Annotated in this window: 26 protein-coding genes, 2 riboswitches and 1 other annotated feature; of the genes, 22 read left to right on the top strand and 4 right to left on the bottom strand. The window is 35.5% G+C overall.

Annotated elements, in window-relative coordinates; translation table 11 throughout:
* The first annotated feature begins 188 nt into the window (after window positions 1-188).
* A riboswitch (cyclic di-GMP riboswitch) is annotated at window positions 189-273 on the top strand.
* Window positions 274-414: 141 nt separating this feature from the next.
* The 6 genes from RCJ96_RS21435 to RCJ96_RS21410 all read left to right on the top strand — a co-directional run bounded on the left by RCJ96_RS21435 (window position 415) and on the right by RCJ96_RS21410 (window position 7,158).
* Entirely contained in the window at window positions 415-2,154 is a 1,740-nt protein-coding gene (locus tag RCJ96_RS21435; RefSeq protein ID WP_416504469.1) for a methyl-accepting chemotaxis protein, read from the top strand.
* A gap of 61 nt (window positions 2,155-2,215) precedes the next feature.
* A riboswitch (TPP riboswitch) is annotated at window positions 2,216-2,317 on the top strand.
* Between the two features lie 100 nt (window positions 2,318-2,417).
* Window positions 2,418-2,738 (top strand): MTH1187 family thiamine-binding protein, encoded by a 321-nt coding sequence (locus RCJ96_RS21430; protein WP_000082906.1) that lies wholly within the window; start codon window positions 2,418-2,420, stop codon window positions 2,736-2,738.
* Entirely contained in the window at window positions 2,710-3,483 is a 774-nt protein-coding gene (locus RCJ96_RS21425) for an ABC transporter permease (protein ID WP_001057156.1), read from the top strand. Before RCJ96_RS21430 ends, RCJ96_RS21425 begins: the two co-directional genes overlap by 29 nt.
* The gene (locus RCJ96_RS21420; protein ID WP_074608154.1) at window positions 3,480-4,478 is read left to right on the top strand and encodes an ABC transporter substrate-binding protein; all 999 of its coding nucleotides are present in this window, start codon (window positions 3,480-3,482) and stop codon (window positions 4,476-4,478) included. The genes RCJ96_RS21425 and RCJ96_RS21420 overlap by 4 nt, the downstream gene beginning before the upstream one ends.
* Complete coding sequence (locus tag RCJ96_RS21415; RefSeq protein WP_000016058.1) at window positions 4,475-5,224, top strand: ABC transporter ATP-binding protein; 750 nt, start codon at window positions 4,475-4,477, stop codon at window positions 5,222-5,224. Before RCJ96_RS21420 ends, RCJ96_RS21415 begins: the two co-directional genes overlap by 4 nt.
* 389 nt (window positions 5,225-5,613) lie before the next feature.
* Entirely contained in the window at window positions 5,614-7,158 is a 1,545-nt protein-coding gene (locus RCJ96_RS21410) for an ABC-F family ATP-binding cassette domain-containing protein (RefSeq protein WP_416504470.1), read from the top strand.
* A 457-nt stretch (window positions 7,159-7,615) separates the two neighbouring features.
* Here the strand turns inward: RCJ96_RS21410 and RCJ96_RS21405 are convergent, their stop codons facing one another.
* Window positions 7,616-9,640 (bottom strand): glycosyl hydrolase family 18 protein, encoded by a 2,025-nt coding sequence (locus RCJ96_RS21405; RefSeq protein WP_074608158.1) that lies wholly within the window; start codon window positions 9,638-9,640, stop codon window positions 7,616-7,618.
* Between the two features lie 354 nt (window positions 9,641-9,994).
* Here RCJ96_RS21405 and RCJ96_RS21400 point away from each other — a divergent pair, with 354 nt between their 5' ends.
* The 8 genes from RCJ96_RS21400 to RCJ96_RS21365 all read left to right on the top strand — a co-directional run bounded on the left by RCJ96_RS21400 (window position 9,995) and on the right by RCJ96_RS21365 (window position 13,900).
* Window positions 9,995-10,366 (top strand): DnaJ family domain-containing protein, encoded by a 372-nt coding sequence (locus RCJ96_RS21400; protein ID WP_073543758.1) that lies wholly within the window; start codon window positions 9,995-9,997, stop codon window positions 10,364-10,366.
* Between the two features lie 10 nt (window positions 10,367-10,376).
* Window positions 10,377-10,691 carry a thioredoxin family protein gene (locus RCJ96_RS21395; RefSeq protein WP_074608160.1) on the top strand — a complete coding sequence of 105 codons (315 nt, stop codon included), beginning with the start codon at window positions 10,377-10,379 and terminating at the stop codon, window positions 10,689-10,691.
* Between the two features lie 13 nt (window positions 10,692-10,704).
* Complete coding sequence (locus tag RCJ96_RS21390) at window positions 10,705-10,956, top strand: hypothetical protein (protein ID WP_242304639.1); 252 nt, start codon at window positions 10,705-10,707, stop codon at window positions 10,954-10,956.
* Window positions 10,957-11,082: 126 nt separating this feature from the next.
* Window positions 11,083-11,226 (top strand): hypothetical protein, encoded by a 144-nt coding sequence (locus tag RCJ96_RS21385; RefSeq protein ID WP_000817976.1) that lies wholly within the window; start codon window positions 11,083-11,085, stop codon window positions 11,224-11,226.
* 80 nt (window positions 11,227-11,306) lie between these two features.
* Window positions 11,307-11,888, top strand: a complete 582-nt coding sequence (locus RCJ96_RS21380) for a TetR/AcrR family transcriptional regulator (RefSeq protein WP_001254431.1) — start codon at window positions 11,307-11,309, stop codon at window positions 11,886-11,888.
* Window positions 11,889-11,954: 66 nt separating this feature from the next.
* A complete protein-coding gene (locus RCJ96_RS21375; RefSeq protein WP_416504471.1) occupies window positions 11,955-13,187 on the top strand; it encodes an MFS transporter in 1,233 nt (410 codons plus the stop codon).
* A 56-nt stretch (window positions 13,188-13,243) separates the two neighbouring features.
* Window positions 13,244-13,495: a helix-turn-helix transcriptional regulator gene (locus tag RCJ96_RS21370; RefSeq protein ID WP_242304637.1), complete on the top strand. Its 252-nt coding sequence runs from the start codon at window positions 13,244-13,246 to the stop codon at window positions 13,493-13,495.
* A 12-nt stretch (window positions 13,496-13,507) separates the two neighbouring features.
* On the top strand, window positions 13,508-13,900 hold the full coding sequence (locus tag RCJ96_RS21365) for a hypothetical protein (protein ID WP_416504472.1): 393 nt from the start codon (window positions 13,508-13,510) through the stop codon (window positions 13,898-13,900).
* A gap of 36 nt (window positions 13,901-13,936) precedes the next feature.
* Here the strand turns inward: RCJ96_RS21365 and RCJ96_RS21360 are convergent, their stop codons facing one another.
* Window positions 13,937-15,220, bottom strand: a complete 1,284-nt coding sequence (locus tag RCJ96_RS21360) for an MFS transporter (protein ID WP_000738818.1) — start codon at window positions 15,218-15,220, stop codon at window positions 13,937-13,939.
* A 108-nt stretch (window positions 15,221-15,328) separates the two neighbouring features.
* Window positions 15,329-16,642, bottom strand: a complete 1,314-nt coding sequence (locus tag RCJ96_RS21355; RefSeq protein WP_242304635.1) for an alkaline phosphatase family protein — start codon at window positions 16,640-16,642, stop codon at window positions 15,329-15,331.
* Between the two features lie 154 nt (window positions 16,643-16,796).
* On the opposite strand from RCJ96_RS21355, the gene RCJ96_RS21350 reads away from it, so the two are divergent.
* Both RCJ96_RS21350 and proS read left to right on the top strand, forming a co-directional pair.
* Window positions 16,797-17,090 (top strand): YesK-like family protein, encoded by a 294-nt coding sequence (locus RCJ96_RS21350; RefSeq protein WP_139302790.1) that lies wholly within the window; start codon window positions 16,797-16,799, stop codon window positions 17,088-17,090.
* 93 nt (window positions 17,091-17,183) lie between these two features.
* Window positions 17,184-17,389, top strand: a binding site (T-box leader).
* Between the two features lie 47 nt (window positions 17,390-17,436).
* Window positions 17,437-18,867 (top strand): proline--tRNA ligase, encoded by a 1,431-nt coding sequence (proS, locus tag RCJ96_RS21345; RefSeq protein WP_416504473.1) that lies wholly within the window; start codon window positions 17,437-17,439, stop codon window positions 18,865-18,867.
* A gap of 113 nt (window positions 18,868-18,980) precedes the next feature.
* Here the strand turns inward: proS and RCJ96_RS21340 are convergent, their stop codons facing one another.
* On the bottom strand, window positions 18,981-19,958 hold the full coding sequence (locus tag RCJ96_RS21340; RefSeq protein ID WP_446699840.1) for an LPXTG cell wall anchor domain-containing protein: 978 nt from the start codon (window positions 19,956-19,958) through the stop codon (window positions 18,981-18,983).
* Window positions 19,959-20,161: 203 nt separating this feature from the next.
* On the opposite strand from RCJ96_RS21340, the gene RCJ96_RS21335 reads away from it, so the two are divergent.
* The 6 genes from RCJ96_RS21335 to RCJ96_RS21310 all read left to right on the top strand — a co-directional run bounded on the left by RCJ96_RS21335 (window position 20,162) and on the right by RCJ96_RS21310 (window position 25,635).
* The gene (locus tag RCJ96_RS21335) at window positions 20,162-21,040 is read left to right on the top strand and encodes an ROK family protein (protein WP_242304633.1); all 879 of its coding nucleotides are present in this window, start codon (window positions 20,162-20,164) and stop codon (window positions 21,038-21,040) included.
* Window positions 21,041-21,168: 128 nt separating this feature from the next.
* Window positions 21,169-21,765 carry a TerD family protein gene (locus RCJ96_RS21330; RefSeq protein WP_001121583.1) on the top strand — a complete coding sequence of 199 codons (597 nt, stop codon included), beginning with the start codon at window positions 21,169-21,171 and terminating at the stop codon, window positions 21,763-21,765.
* A gap of 23 nt (window positions 21,766-21,788) precedes the next feature.
* On the top strand, window positions 21,789-22,373 hold the full coding sequence (locus RCJ96_RS21325; RefSeq protein WP_000146723.1) for a TerD family protein: 585 nt from the start codon (window positions 21,789-21,791) through the stop codon (window positions 22,371-22,373).
* 79 nt (window positions 22,374-22,452) lie between these two features.
* Entirely contained in the window at window positions 22,453-23,031 is a 579-nt protein-coding gene (locus tag RCJ96_RS21320) for a TerD family protein (RefSeq protein ID WP_001007534.1), read from the top strand.
* A gap of 72 nt (window positions 23,032-23,103) precedes the next feature.
* Window positions 23,104-23,895: a TerC family protein gene (locus tag RCJ96_RS21315; protein ID WP_000025695.1), complete on the top strand. Its 792-nt coding sequence runs from the start codon at window positions 23,104-23,106 to the stop codon at window positions 23,893-23,895.
* Between the two features lie 108 nt (window positions 23,896-24,003).
* Entirely contained in the window at window positions 24,004-25,635 is a 1,632-nt protein-coding gene (locus RCJ96_RS21310) for a YceG family protein (RefSeq protein ID WP_074608177.1), read from the top strand.
* The last annotated feature ends 10 nt before the right edge of the window (window positions 25,636-25,645 follow it).

The raw sequence follows: 25,645 nt of genomic DNA, 5'->3' as shown, positions 1-25,645 counted from the left end.
TATACATTTTTTATTATATAACACAAGAAATGTAACATTCACGTACTTTGTTAAATTATTTCGAAAAAATAATACATCCAAATTTTACATTTGTATCTCTAAATAGGTGGACATTTTAATTTTTATGTTGTAATCTTTGATAGAGAATAATGTAATTCTCATAGAACTCCCATATCGTTCAACTCGTTCAGCGAGAAAGGCAAACTGATGGAAACATTAGGACGCAAAACTACAGGAGCTAAGGCCGAAAGGCTACGCTAGCCAGTTACCGGACGGATAGGGTTGGTCTTGACCAATGCTTTTTCATTGGTCTTTTTTTATTTGCAAACAAATGAGAAACCTTATCAGTTGTTGATAAGGTTTCTATTTTAATAGCTTTCCTTTATATTAAGTTAATTAAGAAAGGTGATGTTGATGAAAAAATATTGGCACAAGCTATCATTTCTTCAAAAGAATGTATTGTTAACTGTGTTAGTTATTTTGACGCTTGTTGGTACTATGGGAGCGTTAAGTTTTAACATGTTTCAAAATAGCATGATGTCTATATTTGAAAGGCATTCTTTTGAAACAGGAGATACGGTATTACATAAATTAGACGAAGAAATAGTGAGAGATGTTACAAAAGACCCAGTGGCACAAAGAGAAAAGAGAGAGAAGTTAACAGAGAAATTAGATGAAGCAACGGAAGAATTGAATAGTGTTGGACAAACGTATATTGTTGGAGCAAAAAAAAATGAAAAAGGTGAGTTACTAATCGTCGACTTGTCTACAGAGTTAGCAAATGTTGTTGAAGTAAGGCCGGGAGAATATTATAAACAACCAGATCTTTGGATGGAAGCATACGATAAGGTAATGAGCACGAAAAAAGCAAACATGACAGTAGTATATGAAGATCTATTAGGAACATGGGTAACGATATTAGAGCCAATTAAAGATGGAGAAGGAAATATTGTGGCGATTGTTGCAGCCGATGTAGATGCTTCTATTGTTCCTATTACAAAGGAAAAATTCATTATACAAGGTTTAATGTTTATTTGTATTTCTGTTTTAATTGCAACTGTTATTCAATTCTTAATTGTACGTAATGCACTTGCTCCATTGCGAGATTTACGTGAAGGATTGCGCAGAGTTGGTGAAGGTGATTTAAATATTAAATTAGAGGAAAGATCAGATGATATTGGTATTATTAATTCTTATTTTAATAATACCATCGAGAAGTTTAAAGGAATTATAGATAAAGTGAAGCAGACAGCAGAACAGGTTTCCTCATCTTCACAAGAATTGTCAGTGAGTACAAAAGAGAATAGTATGGCAGTTCAAGAAATCGTAAGTTCTATGGTTGAGTTAAGAGCTGGCGCTCAATTACAAGAAACTTCAGTACCACAGTATTTAGGTATTGTATATGAAATGGAAGATAAGATGGAAGAGATAAAGAATGCTGCAAAACAAATGGTGAAAGCGTCTGAAGGTATAGAGCATCATTCAGTTAAAGGAAACGGTGTTACTAAACAGGCAATTAATCAAATGAATATAATACAAAATGCAGTACAAGATTTATCTTCTATCATTTATTCTTTGGAAGTAAGATCAAAAGAAATTAGTGATATTGTAACTGTAATTACAAGTATTTCAAATCAAACGAATTCGCTAGCTTTACATGCTACTATTGAAGCTTCACGTGCTGAGGAAACTGAAGAGGGATTTGCTGTTGTTGCTGATGAAGTGCGTAAATTAGCAGAGCAGACGGAAGCATCAGCAAAAGATATAGCAAAATTAATAGGGGAAACACAAGCAGGAACGGAAGAAGCTGTTGTTTCAATGCAAAAAACCTCAAAAGAAGTAGAGTCTGGAATGAAACTTGTTGAAAGTAGTGGTGCTTTCTTTGAAAAAATTTCGAAATCAGCACAAACTGTTACTAATCAAGTTGGAGTTGTTTCTAGCAATTCAAATAATATATTGCAAAATAGCCAAAACATTGTTCGTGTTGTAAATGAACTATCACTTATTACAAATAAGTATGCGAATAGTAGTAGTAATGTTGAAGAAATCATGAAAGAACAGGAAATGTCTGTACAGGATATTGCTGAATTAGCCAGTTCTTTAAGCTGGCTCTCACAGGAGTTACAAGAGTTAATTGGGGAGTTCAAAAGTTAAATGAAATGATTATACATGCTTTTGTTTGTTCAATAAAATAAATCATGCTACAATGAAAACGAATTAAGGACCGGGGAGCCAATTGGCTGAGAGGATGTAAGCAAACATCGACCCTCAACCTGATCTGGATAATGCCAGCGTAGGGAGTTACTTAAAGTGATGTAGCATATGTTATTCTATAATAACTTGCATACAAGGCTTTCCTACGTAGTAGGAAAGCCTTTTCTTGTTTTAAAATTTAATTTCATAAGGGGGATTTTATTATGTCACAACAAGTTACAATGTCATTTTCAGTAGTACCACAAGCAAAAACAAAAGATGTATATTCTGTTGTTGATAAGGCAATTGAAGTTGTGCAACAATCGGGAGTTCGTTATGAAGTAGGGGCAATGGAAACAACGCTGGAAGGAGAATTAGATGTACTTCTTGATGTCGTTAAACGTGCGCAACAAGCTTGTGTGGATGCTGGAGCTGAAGAAGTGATTACTTCTATTAAAATCCACTATCGTCCAAGCACTGGTGTAACGATAGATGAAAAAGTTTGGAAGTACCGTGATGAATATGCAAAACCAGAAGCAATCTAAAATAATTACAACAATTTGGCTTATCCTTCTCATTGCGATATGGGAAGGATCTGTTTCATTATTTAAAATTGAACCGTGGATTTTACCGAAGCCTTCTGCCATTGTTCAAGAATTAATTGGAATGAAAGATTTACTATTACCGAATACGATGCAAACACTGCAAGAGGTTATAATTGGACTGTTCTTTGCGATTTTAATTGGGACAAGCATTGCAATTCTTATGGACGTTATCCCTTTATTTCGTATTTTAATAAACCCGTTGCTTGTTATTTCGCAAACGATTCCAATTGTGGTACTTGCACCGTTATTTATTATTTGGTTTGGATATGGAATGCTACCGAAAGTAATGGTAGTCATACTCGTTTGTTTCTTTCCAATTGCGCTTAGCATTTTAGAAGGTTTTCAAACGGTAGATAAAAATATGTTGAAGTTGTTGCAAACGATGAAGGCAACAAAATGGCAAATTTACCAGAAAGTAAAGTTTCCAGCAGTGCTTCCATACTTTTTCTCCGGCTTAAAAATTGCAGTTACATATAGTGTAATGGGAGCGATTATTGGAGAATGGCTTGGTGCCAGTGAAGGATTAGGAGTTATGCTTACAAGGGCTACGAAATCCTTTTTAACAGCCCGAGTATTTGGTGTTGCAGCAATTATTGTAATGGTGACATTATGTCTGTATTTTATCGTGGAGTTTATGGCAAGAATAACAGCACCATGGATATATAGAAAGGACGGCAGAAAATGAAAAAAGGTTTAAAAGTTATGTTGGCTGCCTTAGTAGCAGTAGGTGTAGCTGGATGTAATACGGCAAAGAAAGAAGAAAGTGCAACTAAAGATCAAAAAGTAAAAGTCGTATTAGATTGGTTTCCGAATACGAATCATACTGGCTTATATGTAGCACAAGCGAAAGATTATTATAAAAAGCAAGGCTTAGATGTAGAAATCATTCAGCCTGGTGATAATGTGACGGCGGAGCAAATGATAGCTTCAGGAAAAGCTGACTTCGCAATAAGCGCACAAGAAAATGTAACGTTGGCTCGTGTGGAAGGTATTCCTGTTGTATCTGTAGGGGCGATTATTCAGCATAACACTTCAGCTTTTGCATCGCTTAAGAAAGATAATATGACGTCACCGAAAGATTTTGAAGGGAAACGTTACGGTGGCTGGGGAGGACCAGCGGAAGAAGCGACATTAAAGACTATTATGGATAAGCACCAAGCTGATTTTAATAAAGTTGAAAAAATCATTTTAGGACAAACAGATTTCTTTAAATCAATTGGTCGTGATGCAGATTTTGAATGGATTTATTATGGATGGGATGGAATTGAAGCGAAGCGCCAAGGAAAAGAGTTAAATACGATTATGGTGAAAGACTTAGATCCAGCGCTTGATTTCTATAGTCCTGTTATGATTACGAGTGAAAAACATACGAAGCAAGATAAAGACTTTGTGAAAAAGTTTATGAGTGCAACGACAGAGGGTTATAATTTTGCAATTAAAGAACCGAAAGAAGCTGCCGATATTTTAATTAAAGCTGTTCCAGATGTAAATAAAGATTTAGTACAAGAAAGTCAAAAATGGCTAAGTACGAAGTATCAAGATGATGCAAAAGCGTGGGGAGTACAGAAGGAAGAAGTTTGGACGAATTACATGAATTTCTTATATGATAACAAAGTTATTAAGAAGAAAATTGATGTGAAAGATGCCTTTACAAATGAGTTCCTTCCAAGTGAAAAATGAGTGGATTACAAATAAAAGATATTGTGAAATCTTTCGATGGCAAGAATGTATTAGCAAATATTAGTGCTTCTATAAGAGAGGGAGAGTTCGTTTCCTTTGTAGGACCGAGTGGTTGTGGGAAAAGCACACTATTAAATATGATCGCAAATATTGAAAATCCAACAAGTGGAAGTGTAACGTATAACGATAAGCAAATGCAAGAGCAAGATGTTGTAAGTTATATGCCGCAACAGGACTTATTACTACCGTGGCGATCGGCTTTACAAAATATCGTTCTTCCGTTAGAAATTGAAGGGAAGCCGAAAAAACAAAGGCTGACAGAAGGAATGGAAGCATTAAAGCAGTTTGAATTAGATGAATATGCAGACCATTATCCAGATGAATTGTCTGGAGGGATGCGTCAAAGAATTAGTTTTCTGCGCACATATTTATGTGAAAAGCCAATTATGCTACTTGATGAGCCTTTTGGTAAATTAGATGCTTTTACAAAAATGGAAGTACATAGCTGGCTTTTAAACTCTTGGCATCAAGAGAAGCAAACAATCGTTATGGTTACACACGACTTAGATGAGGCAATCTTGCTTTCGGATCGCGTATTTATTTTATCTCAAAGACCAGCATCAATAGTTGGTGAGGTACAAGTGAAATTACCTAGGCCGAGAACGATGGATATGTTAACATCACTTGAGTTAAAGAAGGATAAGGAAGAAATTTTGAGAGTATTAGCTCCTTATATGAAAAAATAGAAAAAGCCTTTTAACAGTTTTTTGTATAATTACTGTTAAGAGGCTTTTTTTTTATAGGGGGAGAAGGAACAAAAGGAAAAGTAGAGAATAGAATATAACAGAGTAGTTTATACTCTTAATATAACAAATGTTAAAGGAGTGAAAGGATAAAATGACTTTATCAACTGTTCTTCAAATGGTTTTAGCTTGATATGGGAGAAGTCTGCCCATTTTTATCGATTAAGCTAAATTGAAGACAGCAGGTAAAGAACCTTAATCCTTTCTTACGATAATATGTAATGGGTAAGGTGTATTCACCTTACCCATTTTTTATATGCACAATTAAATAAGGCTTTATACTGTTGCTCTCTCTATTTAGCTTATGAATCATAAGCAAAGGAGAGAAAATAATGAGTATATTAACGGTAGAAAATGTAAGTCATTCGTATGGTGAGAAAACCATTTTATATAATGCATGTTTTCGAATATTGAAGGGTGAGCATGTTGGGTTAGTAGGGGGAAATGGAATCGGAAAATCAACATTGTTAAAGATTTTAACAGGAGAACTTATACATGATGATGGGAACATTGAATGGTTTCCGCATGTGAAGGTAGGTTTCTTGCAGCAGCATATGGATTTACAAGAAGGGATGACAATTGAGGGATACTTGCAAAGTGCATTTGCTGATTTGTATGCGATTGAATACGAAATGTTAAAAATTGCTGAACAAATGAATGGAGCAGGAGAAGTAGAAAAACTGTTAGTAAAGTATGGAGAATTACAAACTATATTGGAAAGCTCTAATTTTTATCACATTCATACAGAAGTTGAAGAAGTAGCAATCGGTTTAGGTTTATTTGAAATAGGTTTGAAAAAGGATGTATCGAAGTTAAGTGGGGGACAGCGAACAAAGTTATTACTTGGGAAGCTTCTTTTAGAAAAAGCTGATGTTTTATTACTAGATGAGCCAACAAATTATTTAGATACAGCTCATATAGAATGGTTGCAATCATATTTGAGACTATATGAAAAAGCTTATGTAATCATTTCGCATGACGAATTATTTTTGAACAGTATTACAAATGTTATTTTTCATCTAGAAGGAGGAAAAGTGAAGCGATACGTAGGAAACTATGAAAAGTTTGTACAAAGTTACCAAGTGCAAAAGAAACAATTACAATCGGCGTATGCGAAACAACAAAAAGAAATCTCTCAGTTAGAAATATTTATTCAAAAAAATAAAATTCGAAAAGCGAAACAGGCTAAAAGTCGAGAGAAAGTATTAGAGAAAATGCAAAGGATTGAAAAGATTCATTCTGTAACTCGATCCCGTTTTGATTTCAATGTTTATGAGGAGCCGGTGAGTCGTATATTGCAAGCTGAGAAACTAAGGATAGGTTATAGTGATCCTTTATGTCCAGAGTTGAATTTACAAGTGAAAAAAGGAGAAAAGATAGCGATTATTGGTCATAATGGAATTGGAAAAACGACGATGTTAAAAACATTATTAGGTCAAATTAAGCCGCTAAGCGGTTCAATTTCTGTTGGAGAACGAGTAAATCCTGCGTATTTTGCCCAGGAAGAGTTTGCTTCAGAAACAACACCCTTAGAGAAAGTTTGGGCAGAGCGACCAGATATGACAAAGAAAGAAGTGCGCCAAGCATTAGCAAAGTGTGGATTGCAAGAAGAACATGTATTAAAACCTATTCGTTTATTAAGCGGAGGAGAACAAACGAAAGTACGTTTATGTGAACTTATCGTAAAGAAAAGTAATGTTTTAATTTTAGATGAACCAACTAATCATTTGGATATAGAAACAAAGAAGGCGTTGCAGGAAGCGCTACAACGATATAAAGGAACCGTTTTACTTGTATCACATGAACCTTCTTTTTATGAAGCATGGATAACAAAAGTGTGGAATATAGAAGAATGGAACGCTGAACAATATGAATAAAGAAAAGGCATTAGCTTGTATAAGCTAATGCCTTTTCTTTGTGATTAACATGATTTTCGAGAACTCTTACATGAGAATTGTATGAAGAAGCACTCTTATGGTGCGCTTATAAGCGTGCTTTTTCTTTTGTTATGTTTATATTTATAATAATACTAGATGCCTTTCCCTAATAGGCGACTATCTTTATATATATATGTAGATAGTTTGAAATGGAATGAAAATAATTCCTATATGTAAAGGATAATGTGATTAGTATAGGAAGACAATAGAGCTTAAAGGAAATTCATGTAAAATTCAGATGAACTTCACACGAACTTCATATTGAAAACTAAATATAATTATAATAGGTTATTATAATGTTTCTTTGTGATTTTTCATAAAATTAAAAGTTTGAATTTAGGAGAGAGGAATCAAACCTAAATTCAAACTTTAGTGAAATAATTATTGGAAGTTACGTTTAGTTTTCGCTAATGGATGGATTTACAAGTTCAGCAGGAGTGCCTGTTCCTGCTCCTCCGATTGTAATCGATCCACCAGGAGGAATTTCACCATTCCATCCTGCATTCGTAATTACGTAATGATTATTTATTTTACTACTAATTTTAGAATCCCAAACTTGTGTTAAATTGCCGTTATAATCAAATTCTAATTTCCAGTTTTTAATAGAGGTCGTTCCACTATTTTTAATTACAATCGAGAAGTTGTAACCACTTCCCCAATTTGAAGTGACTGAAAAGGTAGCATTGCTATTTCCACCAGGAGGTGTTGTGTTAGCATCATCTGTTTTTACAATAATAGAAGTAGGCTGTGATTTATTTCCAGCAGCATCTTTTGCTAGTATTGAAAATGTGTATTCTGTATTAGGTTTTAAGTTTTTAATTGCAATGCTATTTGTTGTTGTACTCCACTTCTCTTCTCCAGCAGTAATTTCATATTCCGTAACTCCTACGTTATCAGTAGATGCCGTCCAGTTTAATTGAACTGAGTTTGAATTTTTATTTGTTACAGCAATATTTTTTACGTTTGTTGGTGGCTCAATATCTTTTTGAGTAATAGGTCCACCTAGTAATTCTTTTACTAACGTATCAAGTAATTTTGGTCCACTGCAACTATATTTTGGACTTGTGCGACAGTCACCACTAAGCTCCCAAAACATTGCGCCACTTAAACCTTTTGTCTTTATATAGTCTGTTTTATATTTCATAGATTCGTTGTCATCATAACTAATAAATGTACCTGTAGTTGCATTATATAAATAAGGTACTTTCGCCACATCGTTCCATCCGCGAACAAAGCCATTTTTATTAACATAATTAGCTGCTAAATCACCATAATCGTACACACCTGTATCGCCGGTAGAATAGTCATCCCAAGTACCTTTAGAAGCGAGCTTTCCATCACTACCTGGTTTACAAGGTTGGTATTGTCCGTTATTTTCTTTTCCACAACTTTTCCACCCGCGTCCGTAAAATGGTACACCTAATACGAGTTTATCTGCTGGAACCCCTTCATTTGTATAAATGCCTATTGCACCATCTACGTAAAAATTCGTATCCGCTGCTGGGTCATTTGGATCTTTGTATAGAGCTGCATTATGGTTAGAAGTAGCTTCCCATCCACCGTGGAAATCATATGTCATAATATTAATCCAATCCAGTATTTGAGAGATTTTCTTTAGCTCTGTATGATCAGCATAACGTTGGCTTGCACCTGATGCAATTGTTAGTAAATATTGTTTACCATCTTCTGCACCAGCTTTCGTTAATGCATTTCGAACATCCTGAAGGAGTAGGGTGAAGTTTTGCTTATCTTCAGGGCGATAACTACCACCAGGAATCGTTTCTACGCCTGGATATTCCCAATCTAAATCAACGCCGTCAAATCCATATTCGCGTAGGAAATCGACTGTAGAATCAGCGAATACTTTTCTTGTTTTTTCATCAGCGGCCATGTCAGAAAAGCGGTTAGACCAAGTCCAGCCACCAACGGAAATAATTGTTTTTAAGTGAGGATACTTAGCTTTTAATCGTTTCAGTTCGCCGAAATTTCCGCAGCGTGCGTATTTATCACAATCTTCCCAAGTTGTACCTGAGCCAGGATAAGATTTTGTGACATCAGCCCATGGCTCACCGAGTACGAGAGTACCATTAGGGACCTCTTTATTTTGCAGTGGTACACCAGATTCTTTACAGTTCCACGTTTGTTTATTTGGATTATCAGGGTGAGTAGAAGGATTTCCATGTTTTCCATTCCAGCAAATATCAGCGAAAGCATAGTTTAAATGAGTTAGCTTTGATGCATCAATGTCTGCAACTTGATAATTACGTCCGTAAATGCCCCATGAAGGAAAATACCCAACAATTTTTTGACCTTGCTTTTGTGAATCTGCTAATGCGACATTGGGAGTAATAAAGTTTGTGAGAAAAAGAGGTAAGAAGAGTAGTAGGGATAGTAATAGCAGTGTGAATTTTTTTGATTTCATAGCCATTTCTCCTTTCAAAATAAAAGATATATTTAAAGGCATTCGCCAATAAATCAAAATGAATCTAGATAAAAATGATCAGACATCACGAAGTCTATACAAGGAGCTGAAGCTGATTAAATCGTAGCAAATGTAAGATTTGGTGTAAACGCTTTATTGAATTCGAAAAGACTTTCTCAATATGAAATGGCTCTAATACAGATTACACATGAAAATAAAATATCGATTAGAGAGGAAAGGGCTTCTTGGAGTTAAATTTGAGAAAAAATTGTATGAGGTCAATTTGTAATAGCGTAGCAAGATAATGAAATTTCATGTAAAATAATAGTAAAAATATGTAAAGGAGGGAATAGTGTGGATGTGTTTTTGAATATTGCTGAAGAAAAAATTCGAAAAGCAATACGGAATGGTGATCTCGATAATATTCCGGGAAAAGGAAAACCACTACAATTAGAAGATCTTTCAATGGTACCTCCAGAACTTAGAATGAGTTATAAAATTTTAAAAAATGCGGGCATGATTCCTCCAGAAATGGAACTACAAAAAGATATATTAAAAATAGAGGATTTAATTGCTTGCTGTTATGATGAAGAAGAGAGAAAAAAATTAAAAGAAGAGTTAACGGCAAAAACGCTACGTTTTCAGCAAGTAATGGAAAAAAGAAAGATTAAAGATAGTTCAGCATTTCGTATGTATCAAGATAAAGTATTTCATAAACTACGTTAAGAGGGATAAGATGAAAAAATTTGAAACGATAGAAGAATTAGCAACATATATTGAAGAACAACAATTAGTACTTCTGTTTATTAAAACGGAAAATTGTGGTGTTTGTGATGTCATGTTAAGGAAAGTAAATTACGTATTAGAGAACTATGATTACGTAGAGAAAATAGAGATATTACTGCAAGACATGCAAGAGGTTGCAGGGCGATATGCAGTATTTACTGGACCGACAATTTTATTATTTCATAATGGAAAAGAGATTCTCCGTGAATCGCGCTTCATTTCGCTTGAAAATCTAGAGAGAACCTTTCAATTATTCGAGGAATAAGGGAGGCTTTTATATGGAATTTATTATTTTTATACTATTATTTGTTGTAGTTGTAACAATCTTAACAGCAGTTCGATCAAACAAAAAGAAGGTAAATCTTACAAAACAAAATAACATTCATAACTCATCTAACAACTCATCACCATTATTTTTCTTTGCGGGATCTGATAATGATAGCTCGCATGGAGGTTCACATGATTGTGGAGGGTCTTTCGGTGGAGATAGCGGAGGCAGCTGCGATGGTGGCGGAGGTGGCGGTGATTGATGAAAATGCGCCTTATATAGGCGTATTTCTTTTTAAACAAACGTTTAATTAGTTGGCTTACATATGCATAAAAACAGTTAAAGAAACGTTTGTTTAAATATTTTTAATATACTAAGGGGAATGGAAATGAAAAGGGAGCCGAAAGTGAAAAACAAGGGGAAAGTAATGTTATTTTTATTAGCTGCGGGAGGCGTATTTCTTGTTAAATTAGGATTTAAAATTGGAATTATACATATGATTCGAACGTGGTTTGAGAGTACGTTTTCTTAAATAAGAAATATAGCCTCTTGTAATAGAGGTTTTTAATTTGTTATTATTAGACTGAACGGTCGGTTTAAAGAGGTGTGAATATGAGAAGAAGTGCAGAAGAGATAAAGAAAGAAATTGCATATAAAGCAGAAATTTTATTTTCACAGAAGGGCTATGCAGCTACATCTATGGAAGAGATTTGTGAAATTACAGAGCGAAGTAAAGGAAGCATTTATTATCACTTTAAAAGTAAAGAAGAATTATTTTTATTTGTAGTAAAGCAGCATACGTATGATTGGCTTGAAAAATGGAATGAAAAAGAGAAGTTGTATAGTACTAGCACTGAGAAATTGTATGCCTTAGCAGAATATCATGTAGAGGACATACAACAACCTATTTCTAATGCAATAGAAGAATTTTCTATGAGCCAAGTTGTAAGCAAAGAAACTTTGGATGAAATGTTAGCTTTAACTAGAGAATCGTATGTTATGTTTGAGACATTAATTGAAGCAGGCATACAGTCTGGAGAGTTTCGTGAGGATAATACGCGCGATCTTATGTATATTGTGAATGGATTATTATCAGGGCTTGGAGTACTTTATTACGAGTTAGATTATAAAGAGCTGAAACGTATTTATAAAAAGGCGATAGATGTATTGTTAAAAGGAATGGCAGCTGAATAATAGGTCAGTTGCTTTTCTTACAAAATAAATTAGACCGAACGGTCGGTTTATGGAAGGAGAATAAAAATGAACGCTTTATTTAAAAACCGAGCATTTATGCTCGTTATGGCGTCTGATATTTTACAACAATTTGCAATTTGGATTAGAAATATGGCCCTTCTATATTTCATAATGGAGCGAACGAATAATGATCCAGTTTCCGTTTCATTGTTATCGGTTATGGAATATGCACCTATTTTTATTTTCTCGTTTATCGGTGGTGCGCTAGCTGATCGCTGGAATCCGAAAAGAACAATGGTCGCTGGAGATGTATTAAGTGTAATGTCTATTATAGGAATTGTCCTGTTGTTAAAACTGGATTATTGGCAGGCCATATTTTTTGCAACACTCATTTCCGCGATTGTAGGCCAGTTTTCCCAACCATCATCTTCGCGTATATTTAAGCGCTACGTAAAGGAAGAACAGGTAGCGAATGCGATTGCATTTAACCAAACATTACAGTCATTATTTATGATTTTTGGACCAGTGGTAGGATCACTTGTGTATACACAACTTGGTTTATTTACGTCACTATATAGCTTAATCATTTTATTTTTGTTATCTGCTATCGCTCTTTCATTTTTACCGAAATGGGTTGAACAAGAGCAAGTGGCAAGAGATTCATTAAAAAATGATATAAAAGAGGGTTGGAAATACGTTCTTCATACGAAAAATTTATGTATGATTACAATTACTTTCACCATTATGGGCTTAGCTGTTGGATTAACAACGCCATTAGAAGTGTTTCTTGTAATAGAACGCCTTGGAATGGAAAAGGAAGCAGTTCAATATTTAGCTGCAGCTGATGGAATAGGTATGTTAATTGGTGGTATTGTTGCTGCGATTTTCGCTTCAAAAGTGAACCCGAAAAAGATGTTCGTATTCGGTATGGGCATATTAGCGATGTCATTTTTAGTAGAAGGGCTATCTACATCATTTTGGATTACTAGTTTCATGAGATTTGGAACAGGTATTTGTTTAGCCTGTGTTAATATCGTTGTCGGTACGCTTATGATTCAACTTGTACCAGAAAATATGGTTGGAAGAGTAAATGGAACAATTTTACCGCTGTTTATGGGAGCAATGTTAATTGGAACTTCAATAGCTGGAGGATTGAAGGAGCTGACCTCAATAGTTACAGTATTTTGTATAGCAATGGCACTTATTTTATTAGCAATAGGGCCAGTTCTACGCATGCAAATAAAGAAAGAAGATGTCACTAATAAAGAGGAACTAACAAATTCGTTAGCGTCGAAATAACTATTGTAAGGGAGCAGAAGTGCTCCCTTTTTCTTTGGCGAACTTTTGACAACTATATGAGCCAATTATATACTGATGATGTAAAAACGATTTTACAGGTTAGGAGAAATGATGTGAAAAATCAAATCTATGAATTACGCACTGAAAATAATATTTCACAAGGCGCATTAGCTGATAAATGTAAGGTTTCTAGACAGACGATAAATGCAATTGAGAATAATAAATATGATCCAAGCTTAGCGTTAGCTTTTCGTTTAGCGGAAGTATTAGGAACAACTGTTGATAAACTATTTTTGTACAAGCAGTAGGGGGAGTAGTTGTTGGGGAAAGAGAAAATAAGCCTTTTCGTTACTATATTAGTGGCTATAGGTACGTTAGTGTTTGCACTTTACTATTGGCTAACTGAACTTCAAGTAAACTGGTATGCACTATTTATTTGTAGCATCGCGTTACATTATCTATTTAAAAGTTTGGCATCACATAGCGTCGAAGGGGATACTGAGGAGAAAGAGGATTTAGAAAAACATGTATTAAAAACAAGTGCCAATGTTACATATTATGTACTCGTTGTATTCATTTTTGGTCTGTTTTTCGCATCTGTAGGCTTCAATAGATGGATTGATTTTCATAACATACCGTTATTGTTTGCGTTATGTGCTGCGATAGTTGTAAAGCCGGCTGTTGAGTTTTTAATTGTAAGACGTTATAGATAAAAAAGATCCCCTTCTTGCATGAAGAGGATCTTTTTCTTATAGCGTTTTAGTTTTCGGATTAGGTGGTGTAACGGATGTATTATTTTCAGGGACCCTAGTTAATAAAAATCCACCGATAATAAACAATACAATAATACTAAGAACACCAGCGTTTGTTTTTCCTGTTAATTGCGTTGTAACACCGACTAATACTGGACCCATAATCGCGGCGAACTTCCCAAATATATTATAAAATCCGAAGAATTCATTTGCAGATTCTTTAGGTACTAGTTTTGCAAAATAGGAGCGACTAAGTGCTTGAATACCGCCTTGAGAAGTAGCAACTAGCATTGCTAAAATCCAGAAATCGAGTGTGGTTTTTAAGAAATAAGCATATATGCAGATAATGATGTAAATAATAATACCGACATATAGCATTTTTTTACCTGTAAATGTTGTTGATAATTTTCCGTATAATAAAGCAAATGGACAAGCTACAATTTGTGTGACGAATAAGATGATTAATAGATTCGTTGCACTAATGCCGAGATCTGTTCCATAAGCGGTAGACATAGTAATAATTGTATCGACCCCATCAATATAGAAAAAGTAAGCGATTAGAAACATAAAGACCGTTTTATATTCTTTAATATTTTTAAAAGTATCAGCAAGGCGTTTGAAGCTCATTGCAATTGGTTTTGGGTGACGTTCAATATAATGTGTTTGCTCTACGTTCTTCAGCATTGGAATTGTGAATAGTCCCCACCAAAGAGCGGTTATCGCGAATGAAATTTGACTAGCAATGCCGACTGATAAAGGGATAGTTCCTTTTTGAGCAAGAATGATAAGAGCGATACAACCGATAAATGGAATAGTACTCCCAATATAGCCTAAAGCGAAACCTCTCGTAGAAATTCGATCCATTCTATCTTCAGAAGTGACATCTACTAAAAATGCATCATAAAAAATGTTTGCTCCAGCAAAACCGACTAATGCGAGCATATAGCATCCTAGTAATAAGTACCACTGAGATGTTGGGACGACTGCTAACATACTTGTAAATACAATACCGAGTCCAAAGAAGAACGTGAAAAATCGTTTTTTAAATCCTTTATAATCAGCAACTGTGCCGAGAATAGGGGCAAGTATAGAAATTAAAAGTGTAGCGAATGAGTTCGCATATCCCCAGTATGCTGTTGACGTTGCACCAGATAGTCCAGCTTCTTTTGCAGCTGCTTTAAAGTAAATTGGGAATAATGCAGTTGTAATGACGAGCGAATATACCGAGTTCGCCCAATCGTATAATATCCAGCTTTTTTCTTGTCTGGACATTTTTTTCATATAGTGTTCCCCCTTAAATTAGTTCTACTAACAGTGTACAAAAATAAAAATTATAAAAAGAGAAACAGTGATGATTTTTACATAACTTTTACATATATACACAGTTCTTTACAATTGGAGTAAATCCTCTACAATTGATCCGTCTGTTTCACCTAAGTGTAAACCGAGTAGTCTAGCGATAGTTGGGCCCTCATCAATAAGTCTCATATATGGTATGGTAATGCCGCTTTTTATCCCTTTCCCGGCAGCTATAAAAATTGTTTCATAGTTAGGTTTTGTTGGAGAGTATCCATGCGTACCAAATGTATATTTTTTACTAGGCGTAACATCTTTTTCAGTAATGTCTTTTATAAAATCTCCTGTATAGTTTTCAGTGAAATAATATCCTTCTCGCGCTTCTAACATAAATAAACAATTACCATCTGCACCACATTCCTTCGCGTCCTCATCATGAAGTATAAATTCAATACCGTTTTGTTTATTTTGAAGCAGTTCTTCAAGGAGTAGTTGTATTTCTCGAATTGTATCCGTATCATTTTTGTCTTTCACATATACATAGGCGGACCCATCGCAACTTTGGCAATAAGCATTCCAGTCTACTAATTTTCCTTTTGAATTTATAGAGATAAGCCCTTTTTGATGAAATAGTACATTTAATTGAATGGCTTTGTTTTCACTTAAAGCGCTATGGTCACCAAGAGCGATAATAGTGCTCTCTTCGTATAGTTCACTGTCTTTTAAAGCTTGAATAATTTTCCCTAGTCGCTCATCATGTCTATGAATTGCAGCTATTGTTTCTTTGGATTCAAAGCCATGATAGTGTCTTTGAGTGTCTAAATCAGTAAAATGCACGAACATAACATTAGGCTTTTTCGTCTGGATTGTATGCACAGCAGAAGCAAGTACGAAATCATCGAGTTCAGGTTGTGACAGCCCATTTCGTATATGGCCGAAACGACGATTCAAATCTAATTGATACAGCGGGCTACCGCTAAATAATGAAACTAAAACTTGATTTTGCCACGGCCTATTTGGAAAGATTTCTGGTAAATTGTAATCAATATTTGCTCTGCCGGTAACAGGCCATAGCAGGGCAGCTGTCGTTAAATTTGCTTTATGTGCTTCATCGTATAACGTTGTTCCTTTAATGGATTTTCGGTACCAATGCCAATCTGGTGACTGGCGCCCAGGTTGAAATAACGTATTGCTAACTACGCCATGTTTATTAGGATAGTTTCCAGTAACGATTGTTGAGTGACTTGGGTATGTTACAGAAGGATAAATTGGTTCTACTTTTTCGACAACCGTGCCCTTTTTGATTAGAGATTGGAAGTAAGGTAATTTTTGTAGTATAGGAAAATCTAAAGCTGATAAACAGTCGAATGATAAAATGATGACACGATTCGTTAATGCTTTATCCATAAAGCAATCCTCCTAATTATATAAAACCTATTACTATATATTACTATTAATACCTAGTAATAAAAATATGTTTTTGAATAAAATTTATTATTTATTTTCAGAAAAGTTAAACATATAATTAAGTATAAGGGAATGAATGAAAGGAGGGAATACTGTGGATCTGCTAGATGGATTTAGTATCTTTTACATCATTGGCGGAATTACGATTATTCTTGTATTTGCTATTTCGTATTTACTAAAGAAACGGTTTCCAAATAAGCAGTTTGATATTATATTTGCACTTAGTTTAATACTTCTTTGCTTAGCATCCTTTCCTGTTACAATGATGGTTATTGGTGGATGGGAAGGAATGGGGTATGGGTTTATTGGTTTCTTCGTCCTACTTGGTACACTTATTGGTATGATTGCACATCAACTTTTAAAAATATCACGAAAAAGCTACGTATAAAACTGCAAAAAATGAAAAGAATATATAAAAATAAGAAAATTCACTCTTGTTTTGAAGTGAAATTTATATTATGATATTCAACAAATTTATTTTGTTATAACGATGAAAAAGGACTAGTATATGTTCAACCTTTTTAGCAGAGAGAGAATCCGTCAGGCTGAAAGATTCTTAAAAAGACAACATGGAACCTACCTTTGCGTTCTGCATATGCAGCGGGAATTTCCCGTTATCAAAAAGAGAGCATGCGCAATTTTGTGCATGAATCAGGGTGGTAACGCCGGCAAAGCTCGGTCCCTATTTAGGGACGCGGGCTTTTTTGTATTTTCTAGAAGGAGGAAGACGGACTATGGCAAAAGAACAAGTACAAGCGATTACGAAGATGGAAGAGGACTTTGCACAGTGGTACACAGATATTGTAAAAAAAGCAGAACTTGTTGATTATTCAAGTGTAAAAGGATGTATGATTCTACGCCCGTACGGCTATGCCTTATGGGAAAATATGCAGAAAGTTATGGATGAGAAGTTAAAAGCAACCGGTCATGAAAATGTGTATATGCCAATGTTTATCCCAGAGAGCTTATTACAAAAAGAGAAGGATCATGTAGAAGGATTCGCTCCTGAAGTAGCATGGGTGACACATGGCGGGGATGAAAAGTTAGCAGAAAGACTTTGTATACGCCCTACATCTGAAATTTTATTCTGTGAGCACTTTTCAAAAATTGTGCAATCCTATAATGATTTGCCAAAGCTATATAATCAGTGGTGTTCAGTAGTTCGTTGGGAGAAAACAACTAGGCCATTCCTTCGCACAACAGAATTCTTATGGCAAGAGGGACATACAATTCATGAAACAGCAGAAGAATCTCAAGCTGAAACGTTAAATATTTTAAATCTATATGCTTCTTTCTGTGAAGACTATTTAGCGATACCGGTAATTAAAGGACAAAAAACAGAAAAAGAAAAATTTGCGGGAGCAAAGGCAACTTATACGATTGAAAGCTTAATGCATGATGGGAAAGCACTTCAAACAGGAACATCCCATAACTTTGGAACGAATTTCTCTGAAGCATTTGATATTAAATTTTTAGATCGTACCGGTAAGTGGCAATATGTACACCAAACATCTTGGGGCGTATCAACGAGAATGATAGGTGGACTTATTATGGTTCATAGTGATAATAATGGGCTTGTAATGCCTCCTAAAGTCGCACCAGTGCAAGTTGTTATTGTACCGATTGCGCAGCATAAAGAAGGAGTTTTGGCGAAAGCGATAGAGTTACAAGGACATATTCAAAAGGTTGCACGAGTAAAAATAGATGCTAGTAATAAAACACCAGGTTGGAAATTTAATGAGTATGAAATGAAAGGTATTCCAATTCGATTAGAAGTTGGTCCTAAAGATATTGAAAAGAATCAAGTTGTACTCGTAAGAAGAGATACGAAAGAAAAAGAGTTTATATCAATGGATCAATTAGAAGAACGCATTCCAGCACTACTTGAGGAAATTCATAACTCTTTATTTAATAAAGCAAAAGTATTTCGTGATGAAAATACGTATAGTGTGGCGAATTTTGAAGAGATGAAAAAATTAGCGGATGAAAAGCAAGGGTTTATTAAAGCAATGTGGTGTGGAGAGTTAGCTTGTGAAGAGAAACTAAAAGAAGAAGTTGGGGTATCTTCTCGCTGTATGCCTTTTGAACAAGAACATTTAGCTGATGAATGTGTTTGTTGTGGTAAAGAAGCTAAACAAATGGTGTATTGGGGAAAAGCGTATTAATGCTCTTTTTGATAGATAATGAAAAGGACTTTGGGTGCATAAAAAAATGCAATCCAAAGTCCTTTTAGTTTTATAATTTATTTCATGTATTTTTTAGATGGAAGAATGTGTTTTTATTTTGCATTTTTGCGGCGAATAAATAGTAACATACCGATTAGGAATGTTGAAAGTCCCATTAAAATAGATGCAGGATAATGTGTTGCCGTATTAGGTAACTTATCGCCTTGTTTTTTCGCGTTATCTTTTACGTTACCACCTTTGGAACTATTGCCACCTTGAGAGCCATTTCCTCCTTGAGAACTGCTATCGCCTTTAACACGGTTACCTCCATGAGAGTCATTTCCCCCTTGAGAACTGCTATCGCCTTTACCATGATTGTCGCCAGAGCCATTGCCACCAGAGCCATTGCCACCAGAGCCATTGCCGCCAGAGCCGTTGCCACCAGAACCACTGCCATCAGAACCGCTACCGCTAGAGCCATTGCCACCAGAGCCATTGCCACCAGAGCCATTGCCGCCAGAGCCGTTGCCACCAGAACCACTGCCATCAGAACCGCTACCGCTAGAGCCATTGCCACCAGAACCACTGCCATCAGAACCGCTACCGCTAGAGCCATTGCCACCAGAACCGTTACCGCCGGAACCATTGCCACCAGAGTCGTTGCCACCAGAACCACTGCCATTAGAACCGCTACCGCCGGAACCGTTGCCACCAGAACCACTGCCATCAGAACCGCTACCGCCGGAACCATTGCCACCAGAACCACTGCCATCAGAACCGCTACCGCCGGAACCATTGCCACCAGAACCATTGCCATCAGAACCGTTGCCGCCAGAGCCGTTGTCACCAGAACCACTGCCACCCGAGCCATTGCCGCCAGAGCCGTTGTCACCAGAACCACTATCGTCCTGAGAACCACCGTTTCCTGGTGGTTTGTTATTATCTTTTGAGTTACCTTCTGCGAAATGATCGTTATTTTGTACAACCGCGTTTGTTATTGGAGAGAAGTTTTCTGTTGCTGCATTACCGATATTTAATCCACTAAAGAAAGATAAAGAAAGAGTTGATGCTAAAATGAAAATTTTCGTCATTGATTTCCTCCTGAAAAATTAATATTCCATCTAAAATACATCCTTTTGTAATATTTCATAGGAAAAAGAGTTTTATGCAAAAAAAACTATATATAGAAAAAGGTGGTGTATTTCTAAAGAGAGAAAAGAGTTAGTGTAAATTCTTTATGAATAGTAGAGTGGTGAGAATTTTACACTCATTACAGTAGAGGAAGTGACAGCAGATGAAAGAGTATATTGCATTTGATATTGGTGGTACACACATTAAATATGGAATTGTTTCAGAAACAGGAACAGTACTAAAGCATAAAACAGTTCCAACAGAAATTCATTTGGGCGGAGAACAAATCATTCAAAAACTCATTCTTTTATCAAAAAAATTAATGGGGGAACATAAGGTTTGGGGAATTGGTATTAGTACTGCGGGAATTGTTGACGTTAATAAAGGGGTTGTGACGGGAGGGGCGGATCATATTCCGGGCTATAGTACGATTCCTATTATTAATAGATTGCAAGAGGTATTAAAAGTTCCTGTATCCATTGATAATGATGTGAATTGTGCAGCGTTTGGAGAAAAGTGGAATGGTAGTGGAAGAGAGAAAGGAAACTTTATTATGCTCACCCTTGGAACTGGTATTGGAGGAGCAATTTTTATAGATGGAGAGTTATATAGAGGGCATTCGTTTAGTGCTGGTGAATGGGGAAATATGTTAATAGAAGGAAAAGCGTTTGAAGAGGTCGCTTCCGTTTCAGGGTTAATTCATCTTGTCCGAAAATATAAAGGAGAAGGTGATTGGAATGGGAAAACGATTTTCGAACTGTATGATAAAGGAGATAGGGAAGTTACGCAAGTAGTTGAGGTGTTCTTTAAACATTTAGCGATTGGAATTAGTAATCTTGCTTATATTTTTAATCCAGAAACAATTATTATTGGTGGAGGAATTACCGCTAGAGGAAATGAGTTTTTAAAAGAAGTAAAAGAAGAGGTCAGTAAATACTTAAATAAAGAGATTTATAGTACTTGTGAGATTGAACTTGCGCAAAACGGTAATTGTGCAGGAATGGTTGGTGCTATTTACCACTTCTTACATCATCATAAGTAAATTATATGAATGTTTTCATATAACTGAGAATTTATCCTTTTTATCACTAGGTAAATAATGCTACAATATAAGGGAAGAATACAATATTTTCCGATTTGGAAAATGCTTTGTAGAAAGGGAGAAACTGCATGCCTATTATTTTAGAAAAAGGTCAAAAGATCGATTTAACGAAAGGACAACCAAAAGTAGCAAAACTACAGGTTGGCTTAGGCTGGGATCCAATTGGGCAATCAGGTGGGTTTCTGTCTTCATTATTTGGAAGTAAACCAAATGTAGATTGTGATGCATCTGTTGTTATGTTAGAAGGGGATCGTTTTTTAAATAAAAACGATTTAGTTTACTTCGGAAACAAGCTTTCTACTTGTGGTAGTATTATTCATTCAGGAGATAATTTAACAGGTGAAGGCGCTGGTGATGACGAAACAATTTTCGTAGAATTACATAAAGTTCCAAGCCGTATTAATCGTTTAGTATTCGTTGTAAATATTTATGACTGTGTAAATCGTCGTCAAGATTTCGGGATGATTCGTAATGCATATATTCGTATTCAAAACCCGCAAACTGGTGAAGAATTCGCACGCTATAATTTATCGGATAATTATGCTGGCAAAACGACTCTAATTGCAGGTGAAATGTATCGCCACGGAAGTGAATGGAAGTTTTCAGCTGTTGGGGAAGGCACACAAGATAAAAACTTAAGTGAGATTGTATCACGTTATCAATAAAATAAACCGAGGAGGAATTGTATATGGCATCAATTTCATTGAAAAAAGGACAAAAGGTAGACTTAACAAAAACGAATCCAGGTCTTTCAAAAGTTCTTGTAGGACTTGGTTGGGATACAAATCGTTATGATGGACAAGCTGATTTTGATTTAGATGTTAGTATCTTTTTAGTAGGTGCTAACGGTAAAGTTTCAGGAGCAGAAGATTTTGTTTTCTATAATAACCCAAAAGGTGCGAATGGTGCTGTAGAACATTTAGGAGATAACCGAACTGGCGAAGGTGAAGGCGATGATGAGTCAATCAAAGTAGATTTGAAAAACGTACCTGCACATATTGAACGTATTTGTTTTACAATCACAATTTACGATGGAGAAGGTCGTAGCCAAAACTTCGGACAAGTTTCTAATTCTTTCGTACGTATTTTAGATGAAGAAAAGAATGCAGAGTTAATTCGTTACGATTTAGGAGAAGATTTCTCTATTGAAACAGCGGTTGTAGTAGGTGAATTATACCGTCATGCAGGTGAATGGAAGTTCAATGCAATCGGAAGTGGATTCCAAGGTGGATTAGCGTCTCTATGTAACAATTTCGGTTTAGATGTAGAGTAATAGATTTAGCTATCCATTAGTAAATATATATTTGCTAATGGATATATTTTTAAAGATTAAAATATAGAGGTGAATATACATGGCCATTCAGTTACAAAAAGGACAGAAAATCGATTTAGGTAAAACAAGCCCTGGCTTAACAAAAGCAGTAATTGGTCTTGGTTGGGATATTAAATCTTATGATGGTGGATCAGATTTCGATTTAGATGCATCTGCCTTTTTATTAGATGCCAACGGAAAATGTACGAAGGAAACTGATTTTATCTTCTATAATAATTTACAGTCTCCTTGTGGGTCTGTTCTACATACAGGGGATAACCGCACAGGTGAAGGTGAAGGCGATGATGAACAACTTGTTGTGGACTTAAAGAAAGTTCCAGCAGATGTGCATAGAATTGCTATTACAGTTACGATTTATGATGCGGAAGGCCGTAGTCAAAACTTTGGACAAGTAGGAAATGCCTTCGTTCGTTTAGCGAATGAAGAAACGAATGAAGAAGTTCTTCGTTTTGATTTAGGGGAAGATTTCTCCATTGAAACAGCGGTTGTCTTTTGTGAATTATACCGTCATAATGGACAGTGGAAGTTTAATGCAGTAGGAAGTGGATTCCAAGGTGGTTTAGGTGCGCTTGTAAGAGCGTATGGCTTGGATGCATAGAAAGGAAACGATATTCGTTTCCTTTTTTTGACCTTTCTATAAATCTAGCAAAGAATAGGGGATATAGGTAAGATGAGTATTTTGCAAGGAATCCTTGATACGTATGCTCAGTTTTTCGACTTGGACATGTGGATTAAAGTGTTGCAAGATCCAGTATCTTGGGGATTAATAGGTACACTTGTTGTACTTGAAGGGTTATTATCTGCTGATAATGCACTTGTATTAGCGGTAATGGTAAAACACCTTCCGGAAGAAAAACGTAAAAAAGCATTATTCTATGGACTTATTGGTGCTTATGTATTTCGATTTATTGCAATTGGAATTGGAATGTTCTTAATTAAATTAGCATGGGTAAAAGTGTTAGGTGCACTTTACTTAGCGTGGCTTTCAGTTAAATACTTCATTGATAAAAGAAAAGGTAATGCAGAAGAAGAGGAAGCTCATGGTATGAACCAAAACAGTATTCTCTTCAGAATGTTTGGTGTCTTCTGGGGAACAGTTGCGATGGTTGAATTAATGGATATCGCATTCTCTGTAGATAGCGTACTTGCTGCATTTGGTGTATCAAATGAAGTTTGGATTCTATTATTAGGTGGGATGCTCGGTATTTTAATGATGCGCGGTATCGCTGGTGTATTCTTAAAATTGTTAGAGCGTATTCCAGAACTTGAAACGACAGCATATATTTTAATTTTGATTATTGCAGCAAAAATGTTACTGTCTGTTATTCATATTGAAGTAAGTCATACATTGTTCTTCATTATTTTAGTTGTAGCATTTGGAGCAACATTTATACTTCACTACATGAAGAATTCTGGACAAGCTAAAGAAGAAGTTGCAGCTACTAAGGAAGACAATAAATAATTGAAATGGGTTTGCTCGTTTTACGAGCGCCCATTTTTTATAACCAAAAATAGTTTATAATAGAAAGAAGACTTAGAAAAAAGTAAATGTTTTTGGAGGTGAACTGTTGTGTTTTCACGTTTTACACTTCAACCATATGCATTAAAAGATGAATCAGATTTAAAGCAATTTGAAACACTTTTAGAAAAACGTCCACAATATGAGCTGACAGAGAATGAGATGAAATTTAGTTATATAGCATGTCGAATCCTTGGCGTTCCTAATGATGTAGATGAATATTTTAATGAATTATTTGATTATAGTGAAGCGAAAGGAATCGAAGTTTTACACGAACAAAATTTAAACAAAGTGATCGATTCGGAAAAACTTCGTCATATTCAAGAAGTGTTCGGATTACATCAAGAAGCACCAAATGGTCTAACAGTAAATAGGCTAGTGGCGCACTTATCTGGGAAACAACTTTTGCCAAAAGTAGACAATCCGGATTTACAACATTATATACATACGACATTTATTTCTGTATTGAAATTATATGAGAAACAACATAATCAATCTTTAAAGACAGAAGGCTTCCGTCGTTTCTTAATCGATATGATTAAATTAAGCGAAAATTACGTAGCGAAGTGGTTCTCTACGATTAACTATAAGAAACAAATGCCGCGTATCGTTTGGTACGGTGATGCACAGGAAAGCCGTATATATTTCTTATATTTTCTTATTATGCTCGGCTGTGATGTGCTTTATTATCACCCAGAAGGAAAAGATGGATTTGAGAATGTCGATGAAGAGGGAAGGACCTTTATTGTGTCTCATCCAGGTCGCATTTCTCTTGAACCATTTCCAGATCGTCGCCGTGAGCGTGTAGCAACAGTAGCGTATCAAGCTTCAAAAGAAATTGAGCAAGTACTTCACCACGATAATTCACTGCTGTACAAGCCATGGCAATTTCGTTCCTATACGCCTGTAGCTCGTACATTAAAAACAACATATGATGAACTCTTTTTAATTACGAAAGAAAAGGCGTTTGTACGCCCGACATTCTTTGTTGAAAATAAACACATTTATATCCCTTCTTTATTTGCGAAAATATCAGGTGTTTCAAAGAATGATAAAGAGTATTTTCAACGATTAAAGGCTGTTACATCATTTGATAACAGTTTATTAATTAATGCATTTCCGTTTACGAAAGAACAGAAAGCAAATTTCCAATACCATTATCGAGATGCATTAGACCGCGGGGGAAAATTGCATCCAGATTTAATTATGAACAGTCATTGGTGGCCGCATAAACGATTGCCAGAAGGATTACAACATGGTATTGCAGAAGCGATTATCCATACGTGTGAAAGCGAAATGTGTAAACCAATTGCAAAAGAGACGAAACAAGATGTAGCGCTATATGTTTTCGCGCAACTTTCTCAAATACCACCGAATATTTTAGAACAGCTTGAGAAATTTGATTATTCACAAGATGTACCGAAAATTGTTATATTTAATAATGAGAAGAGTGGAGAGTTAACTCGTTCTGATGCTGTTTTATTACTATTTTTAAATCAAATTGGAGTAGATGTATTCCATTTCAATCCAACGGGAAGAAACGATATTGAACCATATATTGAAGCGGGGGCATTTGATTCACATTGGCTTGAAGAAGTTAATTTCGATCTTGAGTTTCATGGTTCATCAGCCTATAAAAATTTATCACAAACAATAAAAGGACTATTTCGTCCATTTTTATAAGGAAAGGGAG

The sequence above is a fragment of the Bacillus sp. BSL6 genome, from assembly GCF_052928345.1.
This window is presented reverse-complemented; position numbering and strand designations above follow the sequence as displayed.